The 22,344-nt window shown below is 70.5% G+C and carries 25 protein-coding genes; 3 read left to right on the forward strand and 22 right to left on the reverse strand.

The window, feature by feature from the left end; translation table 11 throughout:
* Positions 1–81: 81 nt before the first annotated feature.
* The 18 genes from E1286_RS50330 to E1286_RS20615 form a co-directional block, all read right to left on the reverse strand.
* A complete protein-coding gene (locus E1286_RS50330; RefSeq protein ID WP_132614893.1) occupies positions 82–396 on the reverse strand; it encodes a helix-turn-helix domain-containing protein in 315 nt (104 codons plus the stop codon).
* Positions 396–1,226, reverse strand: a complete 831-nt coding sequence (locus E1286_RS20535; protein ID WP_246075003.1) for an ABC transporter ATP-binding protein — start codon at positions 1,224–1,226, stop codon at positions 396–398. Before E1286_RS20535 ends, E1286_RS50330 begins: the two co-directional genes overlap by 1 nt.
* Before the next feature lie 115 nt (positions 1,227–1,341).
* Positions 1,342–1,665, reverse strand: a complete 324-nt coding sequence (locus E1286_RS20540; protein ID WP_132614897.1) for an MmcQ/YjbR family DNA-binding protein — start codon at positions 1,663–1,665, stop codon at positions 1,342–1,344.
* Between the two features lie 4 nt (positions 1,666–1,669).
* Positions 1,670–2,287, reverse strand: a complete 618-nt coding sequence (locus E1286_RS20545) for a maleylpyruvate isomerase family mycothiol-dependent enzyme (RefSeq protein WP_132614899.1) — start codon at positions 2,285–2,287, stop codon at positions 1,670–1,672.
* A gap of 78 nt (positions 2,288–2,365) precedes the next feature.
* Entirely contained in the window at positions 2,366–3,316 is a 951-nt protein-coding gene (locus tag E1286_RS20550; RefSeq protein WP_246075004.1) for an RNA polymerase subunit sigma-70, read from the reverse strand.
* 235 nt (positions 3,317–3,551) lie between these two features.
* Positions 3,552–4,085 (reverse strand): carbonic anhydrase, encoded by a 534-nt coding sequence (locus tag E1286_RS20555; RefSeq protein ID WP_132614901.1) that lies wholly within the window; start codon positions 4,083–4,085, stop codon positions 3,552–3,554.
* A 94-nt stretch (positions 4,086–4,179) separates the two neighbouring features.
* Entirely contained in the window at positions 4,180–5,025 is an 846-nt protein-coding gene (gene hisG, locus E1286_RS20560) for an ATP phosphoribosyltransferase (protein WP_132614903.1), read from the reverse strand.
* A gap of 66 nt (positions 5,026–5,091) precedes the next feature.
* Positions 5,092–5,355, reverse strand: a complete 264-nt coding sequence (locus E1286_RS20565) for a phosphoribosyl-ATP diphosphatase (protein WP_020547470.1) — start codon at positions 5,353–5,355, stop codon at positions 5,092–5,094.
* 168 nt (positions 5,356–5,523) lie between these two features.
* A complete protein-coding gene (locus tag E1286_RS20570) occupies positions 5,524–7,302 on the reverse strand; it encodes a DEAD/DEAH box helicase (protein WP_132614905.1) in 1,779 nt (592 codons plus the stop codon).
* Positions 7,303–7,621: 319 nt separating this feature from the next.
* Entirely contained in the window at positions 7,622–7,981 is a 360-nt protein-coding gene (locus E1286_RS20575; protein WP_132614907.1) for a metal-sulfur cluster assembly factor, read from the reverse strand.
* Positions 7,978–8,415, reverse strand: a complete 438-nt coding sequence (sufU, locus tag E1286_RS20580) for a Fe-S cluster assembly sulfur transfer protein SufU (RefSeq protein WP_132614909.1) — start codon at positions 8,413–8,415, stop codon at positions 7,978–7,980. Before sufU ends, E1286_RS20575 begins: the two co-directional genes overlap by 4 nt.
* Before the next feature lie 2 nt (positions 8,416–8,417).
* Positions 8,418–9,674, reverse strand: a complete 1,257-nt coding sequence (locus E1286_RS20585) for a cysteine desulfurase (RefSeq protein ID WP_132614911.1) — start codon at positions 9,672–9,674, stop codon at positions 8,418–8,420.
* On the reverse strand, positions 9,671–10,417 hold the full coding sequence (gene sufC, locus E1286_RS20590; protein ID WP_132614913.1) for a Fe-S cluster assembly ATPase SufC: 747 nt from the start codon (positions 10,415–10,417) through the stop codon (positions 9,671–9,673). Before sufC ends, E1286_RS20585 begins: the two co-directional genes overlap by 4 nt.
* On the reverse strand, positions 10,418–10,735 hold the full coding sequence (locus E1286_RS20595; protein WP_132614915.1) for a non-heme iron oxygenase ferredoxin subunit: 318 nt from the start codon (positions 10,733–10,735) through the stop codon (positions 10,418–10,420). It abuts the gene before it with no gap.
* Entirely contained in the window at positions 10,732–11,862 is a 1,131-nt protein-coding gene (sufD, locus tag E1286_RS20600; protein WP_132614917.1) for a Fe-S cluster assembly protein SufD, read from the reverse strand. Before sufD ends, E1286_RS20595 begins: the two co-directional genes overlap by 4 nt.
* Positions 11,862–13,274: a Fe-S cluster assembly protein SufB gene (gene sufB, locus E1286_RS20605; protein WP_132614919.1), complete on the reverse strand. Its 1,413-nt coding sequence runs from the start codon at positions 13,272–13,274 to the stop codon at positions 11,862–11,864. The genes sufD and sufB overlap by 1 nt, the downstream gene beginning before the upstream one ends.
* Positions 13,271–13,969, reverse strand: coding sequence for a helix-turn-helix transcriptional regulator (locus E1286_RS20610; RefSeq protein WP_132614967.1), 699 nt, complete (start codon positions 13,967–13,969; stop codon positions 13,271–13,273). Before E1286_RS20610 ends, sufB begins: the two co-directional genes overlap by 4 nt.
* Before the next feature lie 92 nt (positions 13,970–14,061).
* Positions 14,062–15,306 (reverse strand): multidrug effflux MFS transporter, encoded by a 1,245-nt coding sequence (locus E1286_RS20615; RefSeq protein ID WP_132614921.1) that lies wholly within the window; start codon positions 15,304–15,306, stop codon positions 14,062–14,064.
* 227 nt (positions 15,307–15,533) lie between these two features.
* Here E1286_RS20615 and E1286_RS20620 point away from each other — a divergent pair, with 227 nt between their 5' ends.
* On the forward strand, positions 15,534–16,442 hold the full coding sequence (locus tag E1286_RS20620; protein ID WP_132614923.1) for an ABC transporter ATP-binding protein: 909 nt from the start codon (positions 15,534–15,536) through the stop codon (positions 16,440–16,442).
* A gap of 59 nt (positions 16,443–16,501) precedes the next feature.
* Positions 16,502–17,218, forward strand: coding sequence for an ABC transporter permease (locus E1286_RS20625; RefSeq protein WP_132614969.1), 717 nt, complete (start codon positions 16,502–16,504; stop codon positions 17,216–17,218).
* Between the two features lie 4 nt (positions 17,219–17,222).
* On the opposite strand, the gene E1286_RS20630 is transcribed toward E1286_RS20625, so the two are convergent.
* Positions 17,223–18,380, reverse strand: coding sequence for an MFS transporter (locus E1286_RS20630; RefSeq protein WP_246075005.1), 1,158 nt, complete (start codon positions 18,378–18,380; stop codon positions 17,223–17,225).
* Between the two features lie 131 nt (positions 18,381–18,511).
* On the opposite strand from E1286_RS20630, the gene E1286_RS20635 reads away from it, so the two are divergent.
* Positions 18,512–19,417: an EamA family transporter gene (locus E1286_RS20635; RefSeq protein ID WP_132614927.1), complete on the forward strand. Its 906-nt coding sequence runs from the start codon at positions 18,512–18,514 to the stop codon at positions 19,415–19,417.
* 263 nt (positions 19,418–19,680) lie between these two features.
* Here E1286_RS20635 and E1286_RS20640 read toward each other — a convergent pair whose 3' ends face one another.
* The 3 genes from E1286_RS20640 to E1286_RS20650 are packed head-to-tail and all read right to left on the reverse strand — an operon-like array spanning position 19,681 to position 22,339.
* Positions 19,681–20,349: a GntR family transcriptional regulator gene (locus E1286_RS20640; protein WP_132614929.1), complete on the reverse strand. Its 669-nt coding sequence runs from the start codon at positions 20,347–20,349 to the stop codon at positions 19,681–19,683.
* 14 nt (positions 20,350–20,363) lie between these two features.
* A complete protein-coding gene (locus tag E1286_RS20645; RefSeq protein WP_132614931.1) occupies positions 20,364–21,332 on the reverse strand; it encodes an ornithine cyclodeaminase family protein in 969 nt (322 codons plus the stop codon).
* Positions 21,329–22,339 (reverse strand): proline racemase family protein, encoded by a 1,011-nt coding sequence (locus tag E1286_RS20650; protein WP_246075006.1) that lies wholly within the window; start codon positions 22,337–22,339, stop codon positions 21,329–21,331. The genes E1286_RS20645 and E1286_RS20650 overlap by 4 nt, the downstream gene beginning before the upstream one ends.
* Positions 22,340–22,344 lie beyond the last annotated feature (5 nt).

Raw genomic sequence — 22,344 nt, forward strand, 5'->3', positions numbered from 1 at the left:
CCACCCGCTGAGCTGCCGGATCGTCGGCGACGGCCCCGAGCCGGCCTCCGACCACTACGCGGTCCTGGCCGAGCTGCGCTACTAGAGCCAGCCCCGGGCGCGGGCGTGCCGCACGGCCTCGATCCGGTTGCGGGCACCGGTCTCCTGGATGGCCGACGACAGGTAGTTGCGCACGGCCCACGGCACCGCCGTGCTCATCACGGCGGCGGACAGCGCCCCGTACGCGGCCATCGACACCATGATCACCACGCTGTACGTCACACCGCCCGGATCGATCTGCCGGCCGTACATGTTGGCGTTGATCAGGTAGAGCATGACGGGGAAGGCGACGACGAAGATGATGTGGCGCCGGTTGCGCAGCAGGCGCAGGGCCTCGGTCTTGGCGTAGTGCGGCATCAGGACTCCCTGGTGAGGGTGAGGAAGGCGGGTTCGAGGCCGGCGTCCGGCAGGCACACGTCGCGTACGTCGAGCGTGGTGCCCCGGTAGAGCCCGGCGCGGGTGGCGTCCACGTCCGAGGTGTGCAGCGTGGCGACGCCCGCGGCGATCTCGACGGCGCTGACGCCCGGCAGCAGGCCGAGCCCGGCGGCCGGCTGGTCGCGGAGCGAGAAGCGCACGCTCCGGCCGCCGGCGGCCGCCTTGATCTCGGCGGGGGTGCCGTCGGCCGCGAGCCTGCCCCCGGCGACGTCGACCGCCCGGTCGGCGTCCTCGTCGGCGTCCTCCAGGTAGTGGGTGGCGAACAGCACGGTCCTGCATCCGGCCGCGTAGTCGTGCATGCCGGCCCAGAAGCGCAGCCTCGACTCGACGTCCATGGCCACGGTGGGCTCGTCGAGCAGCAGGATCCTGGGCGCTCCGGCGATCGCGAGAGCGAACCTCACGCGCTGCGCCTGCCCGCCCGACAACTTGCCGGCCCGGCGGTCCGCGAGTTCGGACAGGTCGGCGAGCCGGAGCACCTCGTCCAGGGCGAGCGGGCGCGGGTAGAGGCGTCGTACCAGGTCGACGAGCTCTTTGACGGACAGCTCGGGGATGAGCGCGCCGTCCTGGAGCATGGCTCCCGGCTCGCCCGCCCGCACCGCCTCGGCGGGAGTGCGGCCGTTCAGGGTGATCCGGCCGCGCGTGGGCGCGAGGAGGCCGAGCAGGAGCTTGACGGAGGTCGACTTGCCCGCGCCGTTCGGGCCGAGCAGGGCCACGGTGGTGCCTGGCTCGATGGCGAGTGAGAGGTCGTCCACGGCGGGCACGTCCCGTAGAGCTTGCTGACGTGGTCGACACGATGGCGTTCATGTTCAGAACGCTATGGCCGGGGATCTTGCGCGGTTAGTGCGATCCATCCGGCTTAAGTCGCCGTTAGGGTCTCGGAGGGTTCATTCCCTTGACGTGTGACCAGCAAATGCGGACGAGTTCTGCGAGAAAGGTGGCACTACATCGGGCGAGTTCGACTCGGACGCCGATCGGCTTGCCGTTCCGCTCGATCAACTCAATGGACGCCGGGGCCTGCAAGGCGGTTGCCTCGGCAGCCTCAGCCGGCAGGGCAAAGGTGACGTGGGTTTCTCCCTCGACGCCGATCACGTTCTTGCCTTGGATCCGGATCGTGGGCCGTTTGAAGTGAGTTCCCTCCGTCGTGTCCGGCAGACTGAGTGCCAGGCTGCGTAGATCATGCACGGTGCTCACCCGATCACTCTCGCGTCAGCGAGGCGGTCCGGGGCCGCGGCAGCGGCCGTCGTCCGGTGATGGTCAGCAGGATGTCCTTGACTGGCATGTCGACGGGCTCACCCTCGCCCAGGCGTATGTCGGCGTCAGTGCCACGCAACTGCATACCCGTGAGGTCGACCCCGAAGTAGGACAGGCTCCGGTCGTTCGCGGTAGCCAGCACGAGGGCCACGCGCTCGACCGGAGGCGACGGCAGCCCCAGCGGCTCGGTGATGTCAAGGCCGTGGATGGTGTCGTGACTCAGTGCGCCGGCAGGCCCCCCGCCTGGTGGCTGCCACGCGTTGGTGATGTTGGCGCGCAGACATTCGAGGAGTTCGGCATCGGACATACGGGTGGTGTCCTTGCGGGCGGCCCGGTCGGCGTACCGATCGAAGGAGAACCGCGCCGCGGCCAGTCCCGCCACGAGCCGGGGTAGGTTCGTGCGGAACGGCGCGGTGATGTGAGCGACGACTTCACGAATCCGCCACCCCGAGCACAGGGACGGGCTGTCCCACCCCTTGTCGGAGAGTCCGGCGAGCAGACTGGCCAGTCGCTCTCTCTCGGCGTGGATGTGCTGCTTCAGGTCTGCGTCGATCGATGACATGAACGTGGCCTTCTGGTCGTAGTGGACGTGTCGCCCCTTATACGACGGAAGGCGGCTGGACTCATCGGTTCTTCTGAATCAGGGTTCGAGCAGTTCAGGCAGACCGAACTCGCCGAAGCGGTCACCATGGCCCAGGAACGTGGCGATCTCGCTGATGCGCCCGTCCCGCAGTTCGAGCACCAAGAGGGCGAAGGGCATCAGGACCCCGTTCTGGTCTGGCCGATACTGACCGAGCGTCCAGCACCCGTTGGCTGACCCGCCGAGGAGGAGACGGTCCTCAGCGCAGGCATCCGACCCCGCCATCGCCGCAGCGATATGGGCCGGCCCGTCCAGCCACCACAGGAAAGGCGGCATCCCCGACCGGGCATCGTGGGCCAGCACAGCGACCAGTTCGTGGACGTCGTGCGTCTGGAACGCCTGCACATAGCGCTGCAGAAGATCGCGCTGAGTCACATTGTCCAGCTCCGGCACATCAGTGGGATGCGGTCGGTGCTTCTCTAGCGTTGCCCGCGCTCGCTGTAGTGCACTGTTCGCCGCCGCCACCGACGTCTCCATGACATCGGCGGCCTCCGCGGCGGTGAACCCGAGGACGTCCCGCAGCACCAGCACAACACGCTGACGTGGCGGCAGCCACTGCAGAGCGGTGATGAAGGCCAGGCGCAGCGTCTCATGTCGCATCGCGAGGGACGCCGGGTCGACAGTTCCCATCAATCGAGAGTCCGCCAGCGGCTCCACCCACCGCGCAGCCGGAAGAGGGACTCCGATGTCAGTGTTGCCGCTCGATGCCGGCCCCATGTCCCACGGCAACGCCCGTCGCTCTGCGCTTCGCATCATGTCAAGGCAGACATTCGTGGCGATCCTATGCACCCAAGTTGAGAGCCCCGCTCGATCCGGGTCGTAGCCCTCGATGGCCCGCAACGCCCGCACCATCGTCTCCTGCACGGCGTCGTCGACCTCACTTGAGGAACCGAGGATGCGATAGCAGTACCCGGTCAACGGACCCCGCAACGATTCCAGAATCGTCAACAAAGAGTCGAGGTTATCCCTTACGACCACTCACCCATGATGACATTGGATCGATGACCTCAGCAGGCGGGGCAGACGTTGCCGTCTCGCATCTCGTCGGCGTCATCGCCATGGCGCCGGGGGGAGCGGTTGGTCGCACAGCCGTACCCCTTCGAGTGACCGACTTTGGCATGGCCGCCGCCCTCGTTCGCTACTGCCAACTCGCCAAATGAGACGACGTCTTAGGCCATGACATTTGTCAGACCACGCGGCTCACCAGTCCCGTGTCGAGGCTGTAGTACGCGCCGATCATGGTGGCCGCGCCGTGCAGGAGGGGATCGGCCCTCAGGAGGGCCACGGTACGCCGGATGTGCGCGTGCGCCATGGGCTCGACCTGGCCGTCGGCGGTGGAGTAGGCGGGTTCGAGCGCCGCGACGAGGTGGGGCAGCGCGCCGGGCAGCGTCTCCCGCCCGCGTAAGGCCTCGGCGGCCGCGGTGACCGCGCCGCAGCGCTGGTGGCCCAGCACGACCACGAGGGGCGCGCACAGGGCCTGCGGGCCGTACTGGACGGCGGCCGTGACGAGGGAGTCGAGAGTGTGCGCGGCCGTACGGACGACCAGGAGGTCGCCGAGTCCGACGTCGAAGACGACCTCGGGCGGCACACGGGAGTCGATGCACGACAGGACCACCGCGCACGGTGACTGGCCTGCCGCGACCTGACGGCGACGCTCGGGATCCAGGCCCGGGCGGCGGTACGAGCCCGCCGCCCAGCGCCGGTTGCCCTGCTTGAGCATGATCCAAATCCGCCTGGCGTCACCACGCCAGGCAACCGTTTCGTTACGCACGGCTGCGATATGCCCGGCATGCCGGTGACCTAGCGGGAAGATGTCAGAGGCGGCAGGCGTAGATGTCGGTGACCAGAATGGCTCTTGCGCCGATGTCCCACAGTTTGTCCATCACCTGCTGGTGGCCTTTGCGCCGCACCATCGCGCGGACCGCCACCCAGCCCTCGCGGTGCAGCGGGGAGACCGTGGGGCCCTCCATGCCGGGCGTGAGCGCGATGGCCTCCTCTATGCGCTCGGCACGGATGTCGTAGTCCATCATGACGAAGTCGCGGGCGGTCACGACGCCCTGCAGGCGGCGTACGAGCTGCTCGACGCCCGGCGTGTCGATCGCGCCCTGCTGCTTGATGAGCACGGCCTCGGAGCGCATGATCGGGTCGCCGAACACCTCCAGGCCGACGTTGCGCAGGGTGGTGCCGGTCTCCACGACGTCGGCCACCGCGTCGGCCACGCCGAGCCGGATCGCGGTCTCGACGGCGCCGTCAAGCTTGATCACCCGCGCGTCCACACCCTCGTCGGACAGGTATTTCTCCAGCAGGCCCGCGTAGGAGGTGGCGATGCGCTGGCCGTCGAGGTCTTTGACGGACGTCATCGCGCCCGCGCGGGCGGCCAGGCGGAAGGTGGAGGCGCCGAAGCCGAGCGGCATGATCTCCTCGACCGGCGCGCCGGAGTCGATGAGCATGTCGCGGCCGGTGATGCCGGCGTCGAGGGTGCCCTCCCCGACGTAGACGGCGATGTCGCGCGGGCGCAGGAAGAACAGCTCACAGCCGTTCTCCTCGTCGACCACGACGAGCTCCTTGCTGTCTCTGCGCGACCGGTAGCCGGCCTCTTTGAGCATGTTCTGCGCGCCCTCGCTGAGCGCGCCCTTGTTCGGTACTGCCAGACGCAGCATGTCAGGTCCTCGATGTCTCGATGGTGCTTCTCCAGGGGCTTTCTGCGGCGGCGGGCGCGGCGCGCCCTAGAGATGCTTGTAGACCTGGTCGAGGCCGATGCCCTTGGCGATCATGAGCACCTGCACGTGGTAGAGGAGCTGCGAGATCTCCTCGGCGGCCCTGTCGTCTGACTCGTGCTCGGCCGCCATCCAGCTCTCGGCGGCCTCCTCGACGACCTTCTTGCCGATGGCATGGACGCCGGCGTCGAGCGCGGCCACGGTGCCCGAGCCCGCGGGCCTCGTCCTGGCCTTCTCTGACAGCTCGGCGAACAGCTCTTCGAAGGTCTTCATGGTCTCTCTCGTCGGTCGGCTGACGTGCGTGTCAAGCCTAGTCTGCGTCATGCGATGGCCTCGCCCCCCGTCCGCCACGCGAGACAGCCCAGGTCAAATCCCCGGAAAACAGCGCTGCCCGCCGGGCCTCCTGCGAGGGAGGCCCGGCGGGCAGCGGTGAAACAGGGGTCAGCGCTCGAAGCGGCGCCCACCGGTGTTGCTGCGGAAGCCACCGTTGCCGCGCTCGTCCGCGCGCCCGCCACCGGAACGGTAGCCGTCGCGCGGCCCGCGGTCGTCGGACCGGAAGCCGCGGTCACGCTCGGCCGAGAACGGACGGCCCCGGTCGGAACCGAAGCGCGTGCCGCGGTCGTCGGGACGGAAGCCGGGGCCGCGCTGGCCGCGGTCGTCCTGGCGGACAGGGCGGTCGTCGGAGCGGTAGCCGCCCCGCGGCCGGCTGTCGCGGCGGCGATCGTCGCCGACCGGCCGCGACTCCTGGGGACGGCCGAACGGCCGCTCCCCCTCGGTGTGCCGGCGCGGCCGGCGGTCGTCCGAGCCGGACACGAACGGCCGATCGCCGTTCTCGTGCCGGCGCGGGCCCGACCCGAACGAGCGCTCGCCGTCGTTGTCGTGTCGGCGCGGACGGCGGTCACCGTCGAAGTCACGGCGGCCACGACGGCCACGACGCTCGGAGGCGCCGCCGCCCTCACGGCGCGGGCGCAGCGGCTTGCGGACGTCGGGCTCCCACACCGGGATGGACTCGCCACTCGGCGTGCGGGCGCCCGTCACCTCGGCGATCCGGGGATGACCGGGGGTGGCCTTGAGCCGGAACGGCTGGATGCCGGCGCGGCGGGTCAGCGCGTCGGTCGCGCGGCGCTCGTTGGGCAGCACCAGCGTGACGACCGTGCCCTTCTCGCCCGCGCGCGCCGTACGGCCGCCGCGGTGCAGGTAGCTCTTGTGGTCCTGCGGCGGGTCGACGTGCAGGACCAGGCTGATGTTGTCGACGTGGATGCCGCGGGCGGCGACGTCGGTGCAGACCAGCACGTTGACAGCGCCCTCGCGGAACTCGGCGAGGATGCGCGTGCGCTGGTTCTGGCGCTTGCCGCCGTGCAGGCCGCCCGACTTGACGCCGACCCGGGCCAGCTGCTTGCAGAGCCGGTCGACGCCGTGCTGGGTGCGCACGAAGATGATCGTACGGCCCTCGCGGTTGGCGATCTCGGCGATGACGTCGAACTTGTCGTCGCGCGTGACCTGCATCACGTGGTGCTCCATGGTCTCGACCGGCGAGGTCGCGGGGGCCACGGAGTGGGTGATCGGGTCCTTCAGGAAGCGCCGCACCAGCTTGTCGACGTCGCCGTCGAGCGTGGCGGAGAACAGCAGCCGCTGCCCGTCGGACGGAGTCTGCGCGAGCAGCTCGGTGACGACGGGGAAGAAGCCGAGGTCGCACATGTGGTCGGCCTCGTCCAGAACGCTGACGTCGATCTCGGCCAGCGAGCACTCGCCCTGCCGGATCAGGTCACCGAGGCGGCCCGGGGTGGCGATGACGACGTCGACACCGCGCCGCAGCGCCTCGATCTGCTTGCCCATGGACATGCCGCCGACGATGACCTTCATCCGCAGCCCGAGGCCGCGGCCGAGCGGCTCGAGCGCGTCGTGGACCTGGAGGGCGAGCTCACGGGTGGGCACGAGAATCATCGCGCGCGGACGGCCAGGGGCGGGCCTGGTGCCGGCGATGCGGGCCATGGTGGGCAGGCCGAAGGCCAGTGTCTTGCCGGAGCCGGTCTGGCCGCGGCCGAGCACGTCGTGGCCGGCGAGCACGTCGGGGATCGTCGCGCTCTGGATGGGGAACGGGCTGTCGAAGCCCAGCTTGGCCAGTCCGGTGACGAGCGGCTTCGGCAGGCCGAGCAGCTCGAACTCGGACGGGCCCGGCTCGGGAGTCTCACCGAGCGTGGGCATGACAGCGTCAAGCATGGTCACGAAATTCGTGCCTTTCCGTCGAAGTGGCACGTCACTTCTGCGAAAGGACGAGCCGGGACGTGCGGCTCGGGGCCGCACTCGTTCAGGGGCACCCGCCGCCATGGGGGCGGGATCAAAGTGAGGGGGGATACACCAGGGCACCGGCCGCAGGCGATGCGAGACGCGCGATGAGACGTTGGTGTATGTGTACCTCGTGCCAACGCCCGGGATGTTATCGGATATTCCCCGTCATGGACCGGGACTTTCCGAAAACCCGCTGCTGGCACACTGAAGCGGCTGACGTGGGACGCCAGCCGAGACAGCGACGAGAAGATCAGACGTTGAAGCCTAGCATACGGAGCTGGTCACGCCCTTCGTCGGTGATCTTGTCCGGCCCCCATGGCGGCAGCCAGACCCAGTTGATCTTCACTTCGGAGACCATGCCGTCCAGCGCCGAGTTGGCCTGGTCCTCGATCACGTCGGTCAGGGGGCACGCGGCGCTGGTCAGCGTCATGTCGATGGTGGCCACGGGCTTGCCGCCGTCAGTGGGGTCGAGGTTGAGCCCGTAGATCAGGCCGAGGTCGACGACGTTGATGCCGAGCTCGGGGTCGACGACGTCCTTCAGTGCCTCCATCACCTCGTCGACACTGCTGTCGCCGTCGAAGTCGGTAGGGGTCTCCACTGGCTTGCTCATTCGGCGCTCCTCACAACAGCGTCCTTGTACGCCATCCACGAAAGCAGCGCGCACTTGACGCGCGCCGGGAACTTGGCCACGCCCGCGAACGCGACCGCGTCGCCGAGGACGTCCTCGTCGGGCTCGATCTGTCCCCTGCCCTGCATGAGCCGGGTGAACTCGTCGACCACGGCGAGCGTCTCCTCGACCGTCGAGCCGGTGGCGAGCTCGTACAGCACCGAGGCGGCGGCCTGGCTGATCGAGCACCCCTGGCCCTCGTAGGAGACGTCGAGCACTTTGCCGGCGTCGCCCACCTTGACCCTGAGCGTGATCTCGTCGCCGCACGTCGGGTTGACGTGGTGGACCTCGGCGTCGTACGGCTCACGCAGCCCCCGCCCCTGCGGGTGCTTGTAGTGTTCCAGGATCAGCTCCTGGTACATCGACTCGCCGATCATGGCTATGCGAACACCTTCTGAACGTGGTGGAGGCCGCGCACCAGGGCGTCGATCTCGCCCGTGGTGTTGTACAGGTAGAACGACGCCCGCGTGGTCGCCGGTATTCCGAAGCGTAGGTGCAGGGGGCGCGCGCAGTGGTGACCGACGCGTACGGCGACACCGAACCGGTCGTCGAGGATCTGCCCGACGTCGTGCGGGTGGATGCCCTCGATCGCGAACGACACCGTGCCGCCGCGCTGCTCCAGCGAGTCGGGGCCGATGATCCGCAGGCCGGGGATGTCCCTCAGGGCGTCGAGCGCGTAGGCCGTCAGCGTGCGCTCGTGCGCCTCGATGGCGTCCATGCCGACCTCGGTGAGGTAGTCGACCGCCGCGCCGAGCCCGATGGCCTCGACGATCGGCGGCGTGCCGGCCTCGAACTTGTGCGGGATCGGCGCGTACGTCGAACGGTCCATCCAGACCGCCTCGATCATCTCGCCGCCGCCCAGGAACGGGGGCATGGCCTCCAGCAGCTCGGCCCGGGCCCACAGCACCCCGATGCCCGAGGGACCGACCATCTTGTGGCCGGTGAAGGCCACGAAGTCGGCGCCCAGCTCGGTCACGTCGACCGGGTGGTGCGGCACGGACTGCGAGGCGTCCAGCATGATCAGCGCGCCGACCTCGTGCGCCCGCCTGGCCACCTCGGCGACCGGGTTGACGGTGCCGAGCACGTTGGACTGGTGGGCGATCGAGACGATCTTCGTCCGCTCGGTGATCAGGCCGGGCGCGTAGTCGAGCCGCCCGTCGTCGGTGACGCCGAACCACTTCAGCGTCGCGCCGGTGCGCTGCACGAGCAGCTGCCACGGCACGATGTTGGAGTGGTGCTCCATCTCGGAGATGACGATCTCGTCACCCGGGCCGAGCGTGAAGCGCGGATCGGTGTTGGCGGGGTTGCCGAAGGAGTAGGCGACGAGGTTGAGCGCCTCGGAGGCGTTCTTGGTGAAGATCACCTCGTCGCGGGACGGCGCCCCGACGAAGCCCGCGATCTTGTCGCGGGCGTTCTCGTAGGCGTCGGTCGACTCGGCCCCGAGCACGTGCATGGCACGCCCGACGTTGCTGTAGTGCAACGCCAGGTGCTCCCGCATGGTCTCGATGACCTGGTTGGGCTTCTGTGAGGAGTTGCCCGAGTCGAGATAGACGAGCGGTCGCCCGTCGGGCAGCTCGCGGGAGAAGACCGGGAAATCCTTCCTGATCTTCTCCACATCGAAGCTGATGGAAGTCATGCAGATGCCTTCGTGTACTGCTCGTAGCCCTCGGACTCGAGCTTGTCGGCCAGTTCGGGGCCGCCCGCCTCCACGATGCGCCCGCCCGCGAAGACGTGCACGAAGTCGGGCTTCACGTAGCGCAGGATGCGGGTGTAGTGCGTGATCAGCAGCACACCCGTCTCACCCGAGGCGCGGAAGCGGTTGATGCCCTCCGACACCACGCGCAGCGCGTCGACGTCGAGGCCGGAGTCGGTCTCGTCGAGCACCGCGATCTTCGGCTTGAGCAGCTCCATCTGGAGGATCTCGTGGCGCTTCTTCTCGCCGCCGGAGAAACCCTCGTTCAGGTTGCGCTGGGCGAAGGCGGGGTCGATGGACAGCGCGTCCATGCCGTTCTTCAGGTCCTTGGCGAACTCGCGCAGCTTGGGAGCCTCGCCGCGGACCGCGGTGACGGCCGAGCGCAGGAAGTTGGACACCGACACCCCGGGCACCTCGACCGGGTACTGCATGGCGAGGAACAGGCCGGCACGGGCCCGCTCGTCGACCGACAGCTCCAGCAGGTCGGCACCGTCGAGCAGCACCTGGCCGCCGGTGATCGTGTACTTGGGGTGACCGGCGATCGCGTAGGCGAGCGTCGACTTGCCGGAGCCGTTGGGGCCCATGATGGCGTGAGTCTCACCCGACTTCACGGTCAGGTTGACGCCGCGCAGGATTTCCTTGTCCTCGACGGCGACCTGCAGGTCACGAATCTCCAGGGTTGACACTTATGACTCCTTCGAGAGCGAGACGAGGACGTCATCGCCGTCGATCTTGACTGTGTAGACGTTCACGGGCTTGGTGGCGGGCGGGCCGGTGGGCTTGCCGGAGCGGACGTCGAAGCACGAGCCGTGCAGCCAGCACTCCAGTGTGCCGTCGTACACCTCGCCCTCGCTCAGCTTGACCTCGGCGTGGGAGCAGACGTCGTGCAGTGCGAAGACCTCGCGGCCCTTGCGCACGAGCGCGACCGGCGTCTCGCCCACCTCGATGCCGAGCACCCCCTCGTCGGGGATGTCGTCGAGCCTGCACACCTTCTCGAAACTCATCGGGCGAGCTCAGCCTCCAGCGCCCCGAAGACCCGCTCGCGGATCTCCTCGATCTGGATCTTCTCGATCAGCTGGCCGAGGAAGCCCCGCACGACCAGGCGGCGGGCCTCGTCGTAGGGGATGCCGCGGGCCTGGAGGTAGAAGGTGTGCTCGTCGTCGAGGCGGCCGGAGGCGGAGGCGTGCCCGGCTCCCGCGACCTCGCCGGTGAGGATCTCCAGGTTGGGCACCGAGTCGGCGCGGGCGCCGTCGGTGAGGATGAGGTTGCGGTTGAGCTCGTACGTGTCGGTGCCCTCGGCCTCGACCCGGATGATCACGTCGCCGATCCAGACGGCGTGCGCATCCTGGCCCTGCAGCGCGCCCCGGTAGTCGACGTTGCTCTTGCAGTTGGGCTGCGAGTGGTCGACCAGGAGGCGGTGCTCCAGGTGCTGACCGGCGTCGACGAAGTAGACGCCCGACAGGTCGGCGTCGCCGCCGGGGGCGGTGTAGGACACGCTGGGCGACAGGCGTACGAGGTCGCCGCCGAACGTCACCACGAAGCTGCGGAACGTCGCGTCCTTGGCGAGCTGGGCGTGGTGGTGGGAGACGTGGACCGCGTCGTCGTCCCAGTCCTGGAGGCTGACGACCTTGAGGTTGGCCCCGTCGCCGACGATGAACTCGATGTTGTCGGCGTAGACCGCGCTGCCCTTGTGGTCGAGCACGATCACGGCCTCCGCCAGCGGCTCCACCTTGACCACGATGTGGCCGTAGGCGGCGCCGTCGCCCGAGCCCGTCAGCGTCAGCACGGTGTGCTTGGACGTGACGGCCTCGCGCGGCACCGTGATGACGGTGGCCTTCTCGAAGCTGTTCCACGCCTGCGCGCTCACCCGGTCGCCCGGCACGAACGACTTGCCCACGCGGGCGTCGTCGCGGCCGACCGTCTCGACGGTGACCTCGGGGGCCGCGTCGACGTCCACACGGACGTGACCCACGGCCTCCGAGGACGCCGCCTCGCCGTTGTGCAGGCCCTTCAGCCGCGACAGCGGCGTGAAGCGCCACGCCTCCTCGCGCCCGGTCGGGACCTCGAAGTCGGCCAGGTCGTAGGACGCCTTCTCGTGCAGGGTCGACAGGGGCTTCTCGTTCAGGCCCATCAGCCGACGGCTCCTTCCATCTGCAGCTCGATCAGCCGGTTGAGCTCGAGCGCGTACTCCATGGGCAGCTCGCGCGCGATCGGCTCGACGAAGCCGCGCACGATCATCGCCATCGCCTCGTCCTCGCCGAGGCCGCGGCTCATGAGGTAGAAGAGCTGGTCCTCGCTGACCTTGGAGACCGTGGCCTCGTGGCCCATCGAGACGTCGTCCTCGCGGACGTCGACGTAGGGGTAGGTGTCGGAGCGGCTGATCTGGTCGACCAGGAGCGCGTCGCACTTGACGGTGCTGGCGCTGCCGTGGGCGCCCTCCTCGATCTGCACGAGACCGCGGTAGGAGGTACGGCCGCCGCCGCGCGCCACCGACTTGGAGATGACGCTGGAGCTGGTGTTGGGCGCCAGGTGCACCATCTTGGAGCCGGCGTCCTGGTGCTGGCCCTCGCCGGCGAACGCGACGCTCAGCGTCTCGCCCTTGGCGTGCTCGCCCATGAGGTAGACGGCCGGGTACTTCATCGTGACCTTGGAGCCGATGTTGCCGTCGATCCACTCCATGGTCGCGCCCTCGTAGGCCACGGCGCGCTTGGTGACCAGGTTGTAGACGTTGTTGGACCAGTTCTGGATGGTCGTGTAACGGCAGCGGGCGTTCTTCTTCACGATGATCTCGACGACGGCGCTGTGCAGCGAGTCGCTGGAGTAGATCGGCGCGGTGCAGCCCTCGACGTAGTGGACGTAGCTGTTCTCGTCGACGATGATCAGCGTCCGCTCGAACTGGCCCATGTTCTCGGTGTTGATCCGGAAGTAGGCCTGCAGCGGGATCTCGACCTCGACGTTCGGCGGCACGTAGATGAACGAGCCACCGGACCACACGGAGGTGTTGAGGGCGGCGAACTTGTTGTCGCCCACCGGGATCACGGAGCCGAAGTACTCCTGGAAGATCTCCGGGTGCTCCTTCAGGCCCGTGTCGGTGTCGAGGAAGATGACACCCTTCTCCTCGAGGTCCTCACGGATCTTGTGGTAGACGACCTCGGACTCGTACTGGGCGGCGACACCGGCGATGAGGCGCTGCTTCTCGGCCTCGGGGATGCCGAGCTTGTCGTAGGTGTTCTTGATGTCGGGGGGCAGCTCGTCCCACGAAGCGGCCTGCTTCTCGGTCGAGCGCACGAAGTATTTGATGTTGTCGAAGTCGATGGCGGTGAGGTCGGAGCCCCACGTCGGCAGCGGCTTCTTGTGGAACAGGCGGAGGCCCTTCAGGCGAAGGTCGAGCATCCACTCCGGCTCGTTCTTGAGCGCGGAGATGTTGCGGACGACCTCCTCGGACAGGCCGCGCTTGGCCGCCGCACCCGCGGCATCCGGGTCGGCCCAGCCGAACTTGTAATTCCCGAGGCCTTCCAGCTCCGGGCGGTCGGTGACAGTCACCTTCCGGTCTCCTTGCTCTTGTCTCTCTGTGCGGGATCGCCCAAACTCTGCGGGCTCACATGTGTCGTGCAGACCCCGTCGCCGTGGGCGATCGTGGCCAGGCGCTGCACCGGCGTGCCGAGCAGTTGCGCGAACGCCTCCGTCTCGGCCTCACACAGCTGCGGGAACTCCGCGGCCGCGTGCGCCACCGGGCAGTGGTGCTGGCAGAGCTGGTCTCCGCCCGACTTGGCCTTGCTGGCCGAGGCGGCGTACCCCTCCGCCGACAGCGCCTGCGCCAGCACCTGCACGCGCTGGTCCGCCGGCACCGTCCGCATGACCGGCTCCAGCCGCTTCAGCAGGCTTGAGACCTGCGAGCGGGCGAAGTCGGCCACGGCTTCTTGCCCCATGCGGTCGGCCAGGTAGCGCAGCGCGCTCCCGGCCAGGTCGTCATAGGCGTGCTCGAAAGCACTGCGCCCCGCGTCGGTGATGGCGAACAGCTTGGCCGGCCGTCCGCGCCCGCGCTGCCCGCGCGGCCGGACCGTGCGGGGCTCTATCATTCCGTCTGCCAGCAGCGCGTCGAGATGACGGCGAACCGCTGCGGGGGTGAGCCCGAGCCGCTCGCCCAGGGCGGCGGCCGCGACGGGACCATGCTCAAGAATCAGCCTGGCGACGCGGGCACGCGTGCCGCGCTCACCGCCTGGCTCCATCGTGGGCATGTTTTTCACAACATCAGTGTGCCGTAATTCCTTCCCGCTTCACAAACGGATCTGAGCAGGGACGGGAATGGAATTACTCACGCAGGGTAGCCTTACCTAACTGCGCGGACCGCCGTTCGGCGGCCCAGCAGGACGAACATGAGGCCCGCGCAGATGATGAGGCCGAGCATCACGCACGCCATCGGCACGGCGGTGCCGGAGCCCACCAGGCCGACGAGCGGCGCCGCCAGCGCGCCCAGCGCGAACTGCAGCACTCCGAGCAGGGCGGAGGCGCTGCCCGCGATCTGCGGGGGCTGCGAGGCCAGCGCCAGCGCGCCCGTGCCGGGCATCACCAGGCCCTGGCCGAGCATGATGACGAACAGCCCGCCGACGACCCCCCACAGGCCCATCCCGGTCAGCGCCGCGGTCAGCAGCAGCACGGCGCCGACCAGGGCGATCACCAGGCCGATGAGCACCAGGCGCACCGGCGGCACCCGGCCCGACAGCCGTCCGCCGACCTGGGCCGTGAGGGTCAGGCCGAAGGCGTTGAGCCCGAAGATGAGCGAGTACTGCTGGGGCGTGGCGCCGTAGACCTCCTGCAGCACGAACGGCGAGCCGGAGATGTAGCCGAACATCGCCGCGAACGCCAGCCCCGCGGTCAGCGCGCAGGCCATGAACGCCCGGTCGCGCAGCAGGTGCCAGAAGGTGCGGATGGTGTGCCGCAGCCCGCCGCTCTCGCGCGCGGAGGCGGGCAGCGTCTCCCGTACGCCGGTCAGCACGCACACCAGCAGCACGATCCCGGCGACGCTGAGCGCGACGAAGACGCCCCGCCAGGAGGTGAAGGCCAGCAGCTGGGCCCCGGCGATGGGGGCCAGGATGGGCGCCAGCCCGCTGACGAGCATGAGCGTGGCGAAGATGCGGGCGATGGCCGCGCCGTCGTACAGGTCGCGGACGACGGCCCGCACGATGACCAGCGCCGCGCCGCCGAGGATGCCCTGCAGCAGCCGGAAGGCGATGAGCATGGGCACCGAGGGGGCGAACGCGCACAGCAGCGAGGCCGCCATGAAGCCCGCCACGCCGACGATGAGCGGCACCCGGCGCCCGCGTACGTCGCTCACCGGGCCGGCGATCACCTGGCCGACGGAGACGCCGATGAGACACGCCGTCAGGGTGAGCTGGACCTGCGCCGGCACGCTGAGCATCTCGGAGGTGATGGCGGGCAGGGCGGGCAGGTACATGTCGATGGACAGCGGGCCGATCGCCGAGAGCGCGCCCAGGATCACCAGCAATAACGCCCGGCGGCTCCTCTGCTCCGGCCGTACGGCGGTGGCGGTGGCGGTGGCCTCTGCCACGGACATTCGTGACCCCTTCCTCGCAGGCATGGCGGCCCACGAGGGCCCTCGGGTCAAACCGGGTTAAGGATCCTCCTAATTCCCGGTTATCAGATATTTAACATGATAGTTTCCTGCCCCTCTGTCTCATAGGTCCCGGCCGCATGAACGCCCGGCGGCGGCGGGCCGCGCCGTCGCCGGGAAGAACGCACCTGAGGCCCGGACCGGGCGGGACAGTCCCTAAACTCGTGGCCATGGACTCCCCAGCCGTCGAGATCGTCGACCTGGTCAAACGCTACGGGGGCACGACCGCCGTCGACGGCCTCACGCTCAGGGCCCGCCGCGGCGCGGTGACCGCGGTCCTCGGCCCCAACGGCGCGGGCAAGACATCCACGGTCGAGATCTGCGAGGGGTTCCGCGCCCCCGACGCGGGCACGGTCCGGGTGCTGGGCCTCGACCCCGCCACTCCCGGGCTGCGCCCGCGGATCGGGGTGATGCTCCAGGCGGGCGGCGTGCCGCCGGCGATGCGCTGCGCGGAGTGGCTGCGGCTGGTCGCGCGCTTCTACGCCCATCCCCTCCCGCCACAGGCGCTGCTCGACCGGCTGGGGCTCGCCGACCACGCCCGCACGCCCTACCGGCGGCTGTCGGGCGGCCAGCAGCAGCGGTTGTCGCTGGCCGCGGCCGTCGTGGGCCGGCCCGAGCTGGTCTTCCTCGACGAGCCGACCGCCGGCCTCGACCCGCAGGCCCGCCACGCCTGCTGGGACCTCGTCGGCGAGCTGCGCACGGCGGGCGTCTCGGTGGTGCTGACCACCCACCACATGGACGAGGCCGAACGCCTGGCCGACCACGTGGTGATCATCGACAGGGGCCGGGTCGTGGCCGAGGGCACCCCCGCCACCCTGACCGGGGCCGAACGCCAGCTCCGCTTCCGCGCCCGGCCGGGGCTGGGCCTGGAGGAGCTGCTCAACGCGCTGCCGACCGGCAGCGCGGCCAAGGAGTCGCCGGCCGGCCACTACATCATCGAGGGCCAGGTCGGCCCCGAGCTGCTGGCCACGGTGACGGCCTGGTGCGCGGCCGAGGGCGTCACGGCCGACGACCTGAGCATCGAGCGGCGCACCCTCGAAGACGTCTTTCTCGAGCTGACCGGCAGGGAGCTGCGTTGACCGCCCACGATCCGGCACTCGACCTCACCCCGGCCCCCGGCGCGGCGCCGTTCGGGCGCATGGTGGCCGCCCAGGCGGGCGCCGAGCTGCGCGCGATGCTGCGCAACGGCGAGCAGCTGCTGCTCACCCTGGTCATCCCGGTGCTGCTGTTGGCCGGGTTCTCCCTCGCACCGCTGATCGACGTCGGCGGCGGCCGGCGGGTCGACTTCCTGGTGCCCGGCGTGCTGGCGCTGGCGGTGATGTCCACGGCGTTCACCGGGCAGGCCATCGCGACCGGGTTCGAGCGCCGCTACGGCGTGCTCAAGCGGCTGGGCGCGACCCCGCTGTCCAGGAGCGGGCTCATGCTCGCCAAGACGACGGCGGTGGTGGGCGTGGAGGCCATCCAGGCCGCGGTGATCGTGGTCGTGGGCCTCGCGCTGGGATGGCGGCCGCAGGGGTCGTTCCTGGGTGCGGCGCTGCTCGTCGTGGTCGGCACGGCCGCCTTCACCGGGCTGGGGCTGCTCATGGCCGGCACGCTGCGCGCGGAGGCCACGCTGGCCGCGGCCAACCTGGTCTACCTGGTGCTGCTGGGCGCGGGCGGGGTGGTGTTCCCGCTGTCGAAGTTCCCCGAGTCGGTGCGGCCGGTGCTGGAGCTGCTGCCCATCTCGGCGCTGACCGGCGGGCTGCGCTCGGTGCTGGCCCAGGGCGCGGGGCTGCCGCTGGTGCCGCTGGCCGTGCTGGCCGTCTGGGCGGTGCTGTCGCTGGGGCTGGTCTCGCGTACGTTCCGCTGGGAGTGAGGGCTCAGCCGGGCTGCGTGCCGTAGCGGTGCCGGGTGACGACGGCGACCGCGGTCAGCGGCACCGCGGCGACCGCCGCGATGCCGAACAACAGCCCGTACCTGCCGTGCTCGGCCAGGGGGCCGGCCGCCCACGAGGCGATGGCGCTGCCGGTGAACAGCGCGCAGGCGAAGAACGCGATGGTCGTCCCCCTGGCCTCGGGCACGACCGAGGTCGCCCAGTTCTGCAACGAGGAGTGCAGGAACGAGTAGCCGCCGCCCAGCAGCAGCGCGGTGACGACCACCGCCGGGACGCTGACGTGCACGCTCACCAGGGCGAACCCGGCGCACAGCTGGCTGCCGCCGGCGAGCATGAGCGCGGGGGCGGGCCAGCGGCCGGACAGCCGCTTGACCAGCCGGGAGAACGCCCACAACCCGAGCCCGTACGCGGTGATGGCCAGGCCCGCCACGGCGGCGGCCAGCCCGTCGTGCTGCAGCGCGGTGGCCAGGAACGGCATGGTGCCGAGCATGATCGCCCCCTCGGTGAAGGCCAGCGCGAACACCAGCAGCGCCCACCGGTGCCCGAGCACCAGGCCGAGGTAGCGGGCCACCCCGTGACCGGCGCCCTCGTGGCGGGGCGGCTCGGGCAGCGTGCGCAGCGCCAGCGCGCACGCCAGGGCGCACGCGGCCGGCACGGTGAAGGCCACCCGCCAGTCGACCAGGCCGGCGAGCACGCCGCCGAGGCCCGTGGCCACGGCCGTGCCGAGGGCGGTGGCGGCCATCAGGTCGGTGAGCGCCCGCTGGCGTACGGCGGGCCGCACGGTGTCGCCCACGTACGTCAGGCTCGTGGGGATGACGGCGCCGAAGCACGCGCCCGTCACGACGCGGGCCACCACCAGGGCGGCGAGCGCCGGCATCAGGGCCGAGACGGCTCCCGCCAGGGCCGCGACGTACAGGGCGAAGCGCATCACCCGCACCCGGCCGAACCGGTCGGACAGCACGCCCCACAGCGGCTGCGTCAGCCCGTAGGCGAGGTAGTAGCCGCTGGCGGCGGCGACCGAGGCCGACAGCGAGACGCCGAGGTCTGCCGCGATGAGCACGAGCATGGGGCTGACGGCGAAGCGGTCGAAGGCGCTGACGAACGAGGCCACGGCGAGAGCCGGCGGCGGTCGGGTGAGGCTCACGGGGGATGGCTTCATTACGTCCATTTGTCCGAGTAAATGATCGATTTGGCAGTAGGACCACCTTAAATGCCGCCACTTTGGGCGGGGTCAGTAGGCTCGGACGGTTGACGCGCATTCCCACAAGGAGCCCTGTGACCTCCTACGACGACGCACTCCCGGGTGACCGGCGCCTGCCGGGCAACCCCCTGCGCAGCGCCGCGGACTCGATCCCGCCCTCCGGGCTCGTGCTGCTGGCGATCTTCTCGGTGCAGCTGGGCGCCGGTTTCGCCAAGGAGCTGTTCGCGGCGCTGCCGCCGAGCGCCGTGGTGTTCCTGCGCATCGCGGCCGGGGCGCTCATCATGGGGGCCGTCGCGCGGCCCCGGCTCAGAGGACTCTCCCGGGGCTCCTGGGCGGTGGGGCTCGCCTTCGGCGTGACGCTCGCCCTGATGAACCTGACCTTCTACGAGGCCCTGTCGCGGCTGCCGATGGGCATCGCGGTGGCGATCGAGTTCCTCGGGCCGCTGGGCGTGGCGGTGGCGGCCTCGCGGCGCCGGATCGACCTGCTGTGGGTGGCGCTCGCGGCGGCGGGCGTGGTGATGCTCGCCCCCTGGTCGGAGTCGGCGTCGGTGAGCTGGATCGGCATCGGGTTCGCGCTGCTGGCCGGGGTCTGCTGGGCCGGCTACATCCTGTTGTCGGCCGCCGCCGGGCAGCGCTTCCCCGGGACGACAGGGCTGTCGTTCGCGATGATCGTCTCGGTCGTGGTCATCGCCCCGGTCGGCGTCACAACCGGCGGGACCGACCTGCTGCAGCCGGAGCTGCTGCTCATCGGGCTGGGGGTCGGGCTGCTGTCGTCGGTGATCCCGTACTCGCTGGAGCTGCAGGCGCTGCGGCGGATGCCCAAGCACGTGTTCGGCATTCTCATGAGCGTGGAGCCGGCCGTGGCGGCGCTGATCGGCCTGCTGGTGCTGAGCGAGGTGCTGCACGTGCAGCAGTGGGCGGCGATCCTGTGCATCGTGGCGGCCAGCCTGGGCTCGACCCGCACGTCGCGGCGCCAGTAGCTCCCGGAGCCGCCGCGCGCCCGTTGGGATGGGGTCTCGGGCGCGCGGCGGAGGGCTCGGCTCGGTGGGCGGGGTTGTGCCGAGCCCTGCGACGGTCAGCGGAATGCGGGTGTCCGCGTGACCAGGCACGAAGCCACCACCTGAGGAAGGGGTGACCGGGACGGTGGGACCGCCGGCGCTCTCGCGCGGCGTCACTCGCGCCGTTCCGCTTCGAGATTACCGCCATCAGGGAGCGGACGATCCCCGAATATCCGAACTTTTCCTCAGTGTTCAGCCCAGATGCCGCGTACGTGCCCGATGTGCTCGGTCATGATCCGCCCGACGGCCTCGGCGTCGCCGTCCTTGAGCGCGTCCAGCAGCGCCAGGTGCTCAAGAGCGGAGTCGGTCAGCGTGCCGCGCTCGGACAGCTGCGACAGGCCGTAGAGGCGGGCCCGGTTGCGCAGGTCACGCACCACCTCCACCAGGTGGGCGTTGCCCGACAATGCCAGCAGCTCGACGTGGAAGCGCAGGTCGGCGTCGACGTAGGCCAGCAGGTCGCCGCGCTCGCCGGCCGCGACGATCTCCTCGGCGACGGGCCTGAGGCGTTCGAACTCCTCGGCCCGCGAGCGGTCGGCCAGCCTGGCCGCGGTGGGCACCTCGATGAGCTGGCGGATCTCGGTGAGCTCGTCGAGGTCGCGGTCGGACAGCTCGGTGACCCGGAAGCCCTTGTTGCGCACGGCCTCGACCAGGCCCTCCTTGGCCAGGTCGAGCATGGCCTCGCGGACCGGCGTGGCCGAGACCCCGAACTGGGCGGCCAGCACGGGAGCGGAGTAGACCACCCCCGGCCGCATCTCCCCGGTGATCAGCGCGGCGCGCAGCGCGTGCGCGACCTGCTCGCGCAGGCTCTGCCGCTCCCCCACCATCGGCAGGTCGAGTCGGTCGTCGGCAGCCATCCGCCCATCCCTTCCTACGTCCACGCCTCGTAAGCGGCAGCCGCGACCACGAGGTCCTCCCATGCCATGCCCGTGCTCTTGAACACGCGCGGCCCCGGGCCGGCGACCACCCTTCCGGCGATCAGATCGGCGAGGTCTCCGGCGAGATGACGGGAGGTGATCGTACCCCGGCGGATCGCGACGACGATGTCTCCAGCCTCTTCCAGGGCGGCCGTCCTCGCCTCGACGACCACCGTGGCGCGGGCGACGAGGTCGTCGCCGAGCTCCCGGGCGTCGGGCTCGTGCGAGCCGACGGCCACGACGGTGGCGCCGTCGCGGACGAGTTCACCGGGGAAGAGCGGCTCCCTGGCCGTCGTGCAGCAGGCGACCAGGTCGGCCCCAGCCACGGCTTCAGCCACGGCTTCTGCCACCGCTTCGGCCACAGGGCCCGCCGCGGCGCTCGTGAGCCCTCGTGCCGTCAGCCCGAAGTCGCGGCAGCGGGCGGCCAGCGCCTCCGCACGGTCCAGGTCGCGGCCGACGACCGTCACGTCCCGCACCGGCCGCACCGCGCGCAGGGCGAGGACGTGCCCCCACGCCTGCGGGCCGCTGCCGAAGACCACCAGCCGCCGCGCGTCCGGCTCGGCCAGGTGCCGGACGGCGAGCGCGGAGACGGCGGGCGTGCGCAGGGAGGTGAGCGCGATGCCGTCGAGCACGGCCAGCGGCGCCAGGCTCCCCCCGTCGAACAGCAGGTACGTCCCCTGGATTCGGGGCAGCCCGCGCTCGGAGTTGGCGGGGGCGATGGTGACGGCCTTGACGCCGGCGTACCGGCCCGTGAACGCGGGCATGAGCAGGAGCTGCCCGGCGGGCACGTCCACGATCGGCCGCTGCGGCGTGGCCTCGGGGTCGAGCCCGGCGCGCAGGGCGTCCTCCAGGACGTCCACGGCCCGCTCCATCGGCACCAGCCGCTCCACGGTGGCGGCGTCGAGATACGGCAGCGCGCTCATCGCAGGGTGAACCCCGTTCCGATCGGATCGTCGGGGTCGAGTTCGAAGGCGTGCCGCCCGGTGCGGTACGCCATGCCCTCGATCTCCGGGACGACCCCGTCCCCGGTGACCTCGGCCACCCGCGCGCGGAACTCGCTGCCCACGATGCTCGTGTGGAGCAGCGGCCGGCGCAGCCCTTCGTCGTGCAGCAGCGCGAGCCGCGCGGCGGTGCCGGACCCGCAGGGCGAGCGGTCCACCTCGCCGTCGGCGAACACCGTGACGTTGCGCTGGCACGCCGCGTCGCCCGCGTCGGGCAGCTCGTCGTAGAAGATCACGCCGTAGACGCCGGACAGCCGCTCGTCGGCGGGATGCCGGGAGGCCGGGTGGCCGGCCAGGTCGGCCTTGATGCGGCGGGCGTACCCGATGAGCTCGGTCAGGTGCCGGGGCTCCACCGACAGCCCCAGCGCCGCGGCCGGCACCGAGGCGTAGATGGCTCCCCCGTAGGCGAGGTCGGTCTTCACCCCGCCGGCCGGCACGCCACGGGCGATGACGTACGACGGGACGCTGACGAAGGTCACCCCGCGCACCTTGCCGCCGGCGCGGCGCACGCGGGCCGTGACGCGGCCGGACGGCACGTCGATCACCACGTCCGTCTCGCCGTCGGGGTCGGCCTCGACCAGCCCCTCGTGCACCGCGTACGCGCCCAGCGCGATGGTGCCGTGCCCGCAAGCGGTGGAGAAGCCGTCCTTGTGCCAGAACAGCGCCCCGAGGCGGGCCCCCGGGTCGTCCGGCGGGACGAGGAAGCAGCCGTACATGTCGGCGTGGCCGCGCGGCTCGTGGCAGAGCAGCCGCCGCACGTCGTCGAGGCGCTCCATGGCGGAGCCACGGCGGGAGAGCAGGTCGGAGCCGGGGATCTCGGGCACCCCGCCGGTGACGATCCGGAACGGCTCGCCACCGGTGTGGTAGTCGACGGTGGTGATCACGGCACCGGCCGCGCCGGCACCGTGATCGTGATGCTGCTGGTTCACTGGCT

It is taken from the genome of Nonomuraea terrae (assembly GCF_004348995.1).
Lineage (GTDB): Bacteria > Actinomycetota > Actinomycetes > Streptosporangiales > Streptosporangiaceae > Nonomuraea > Nonomuraea terrae.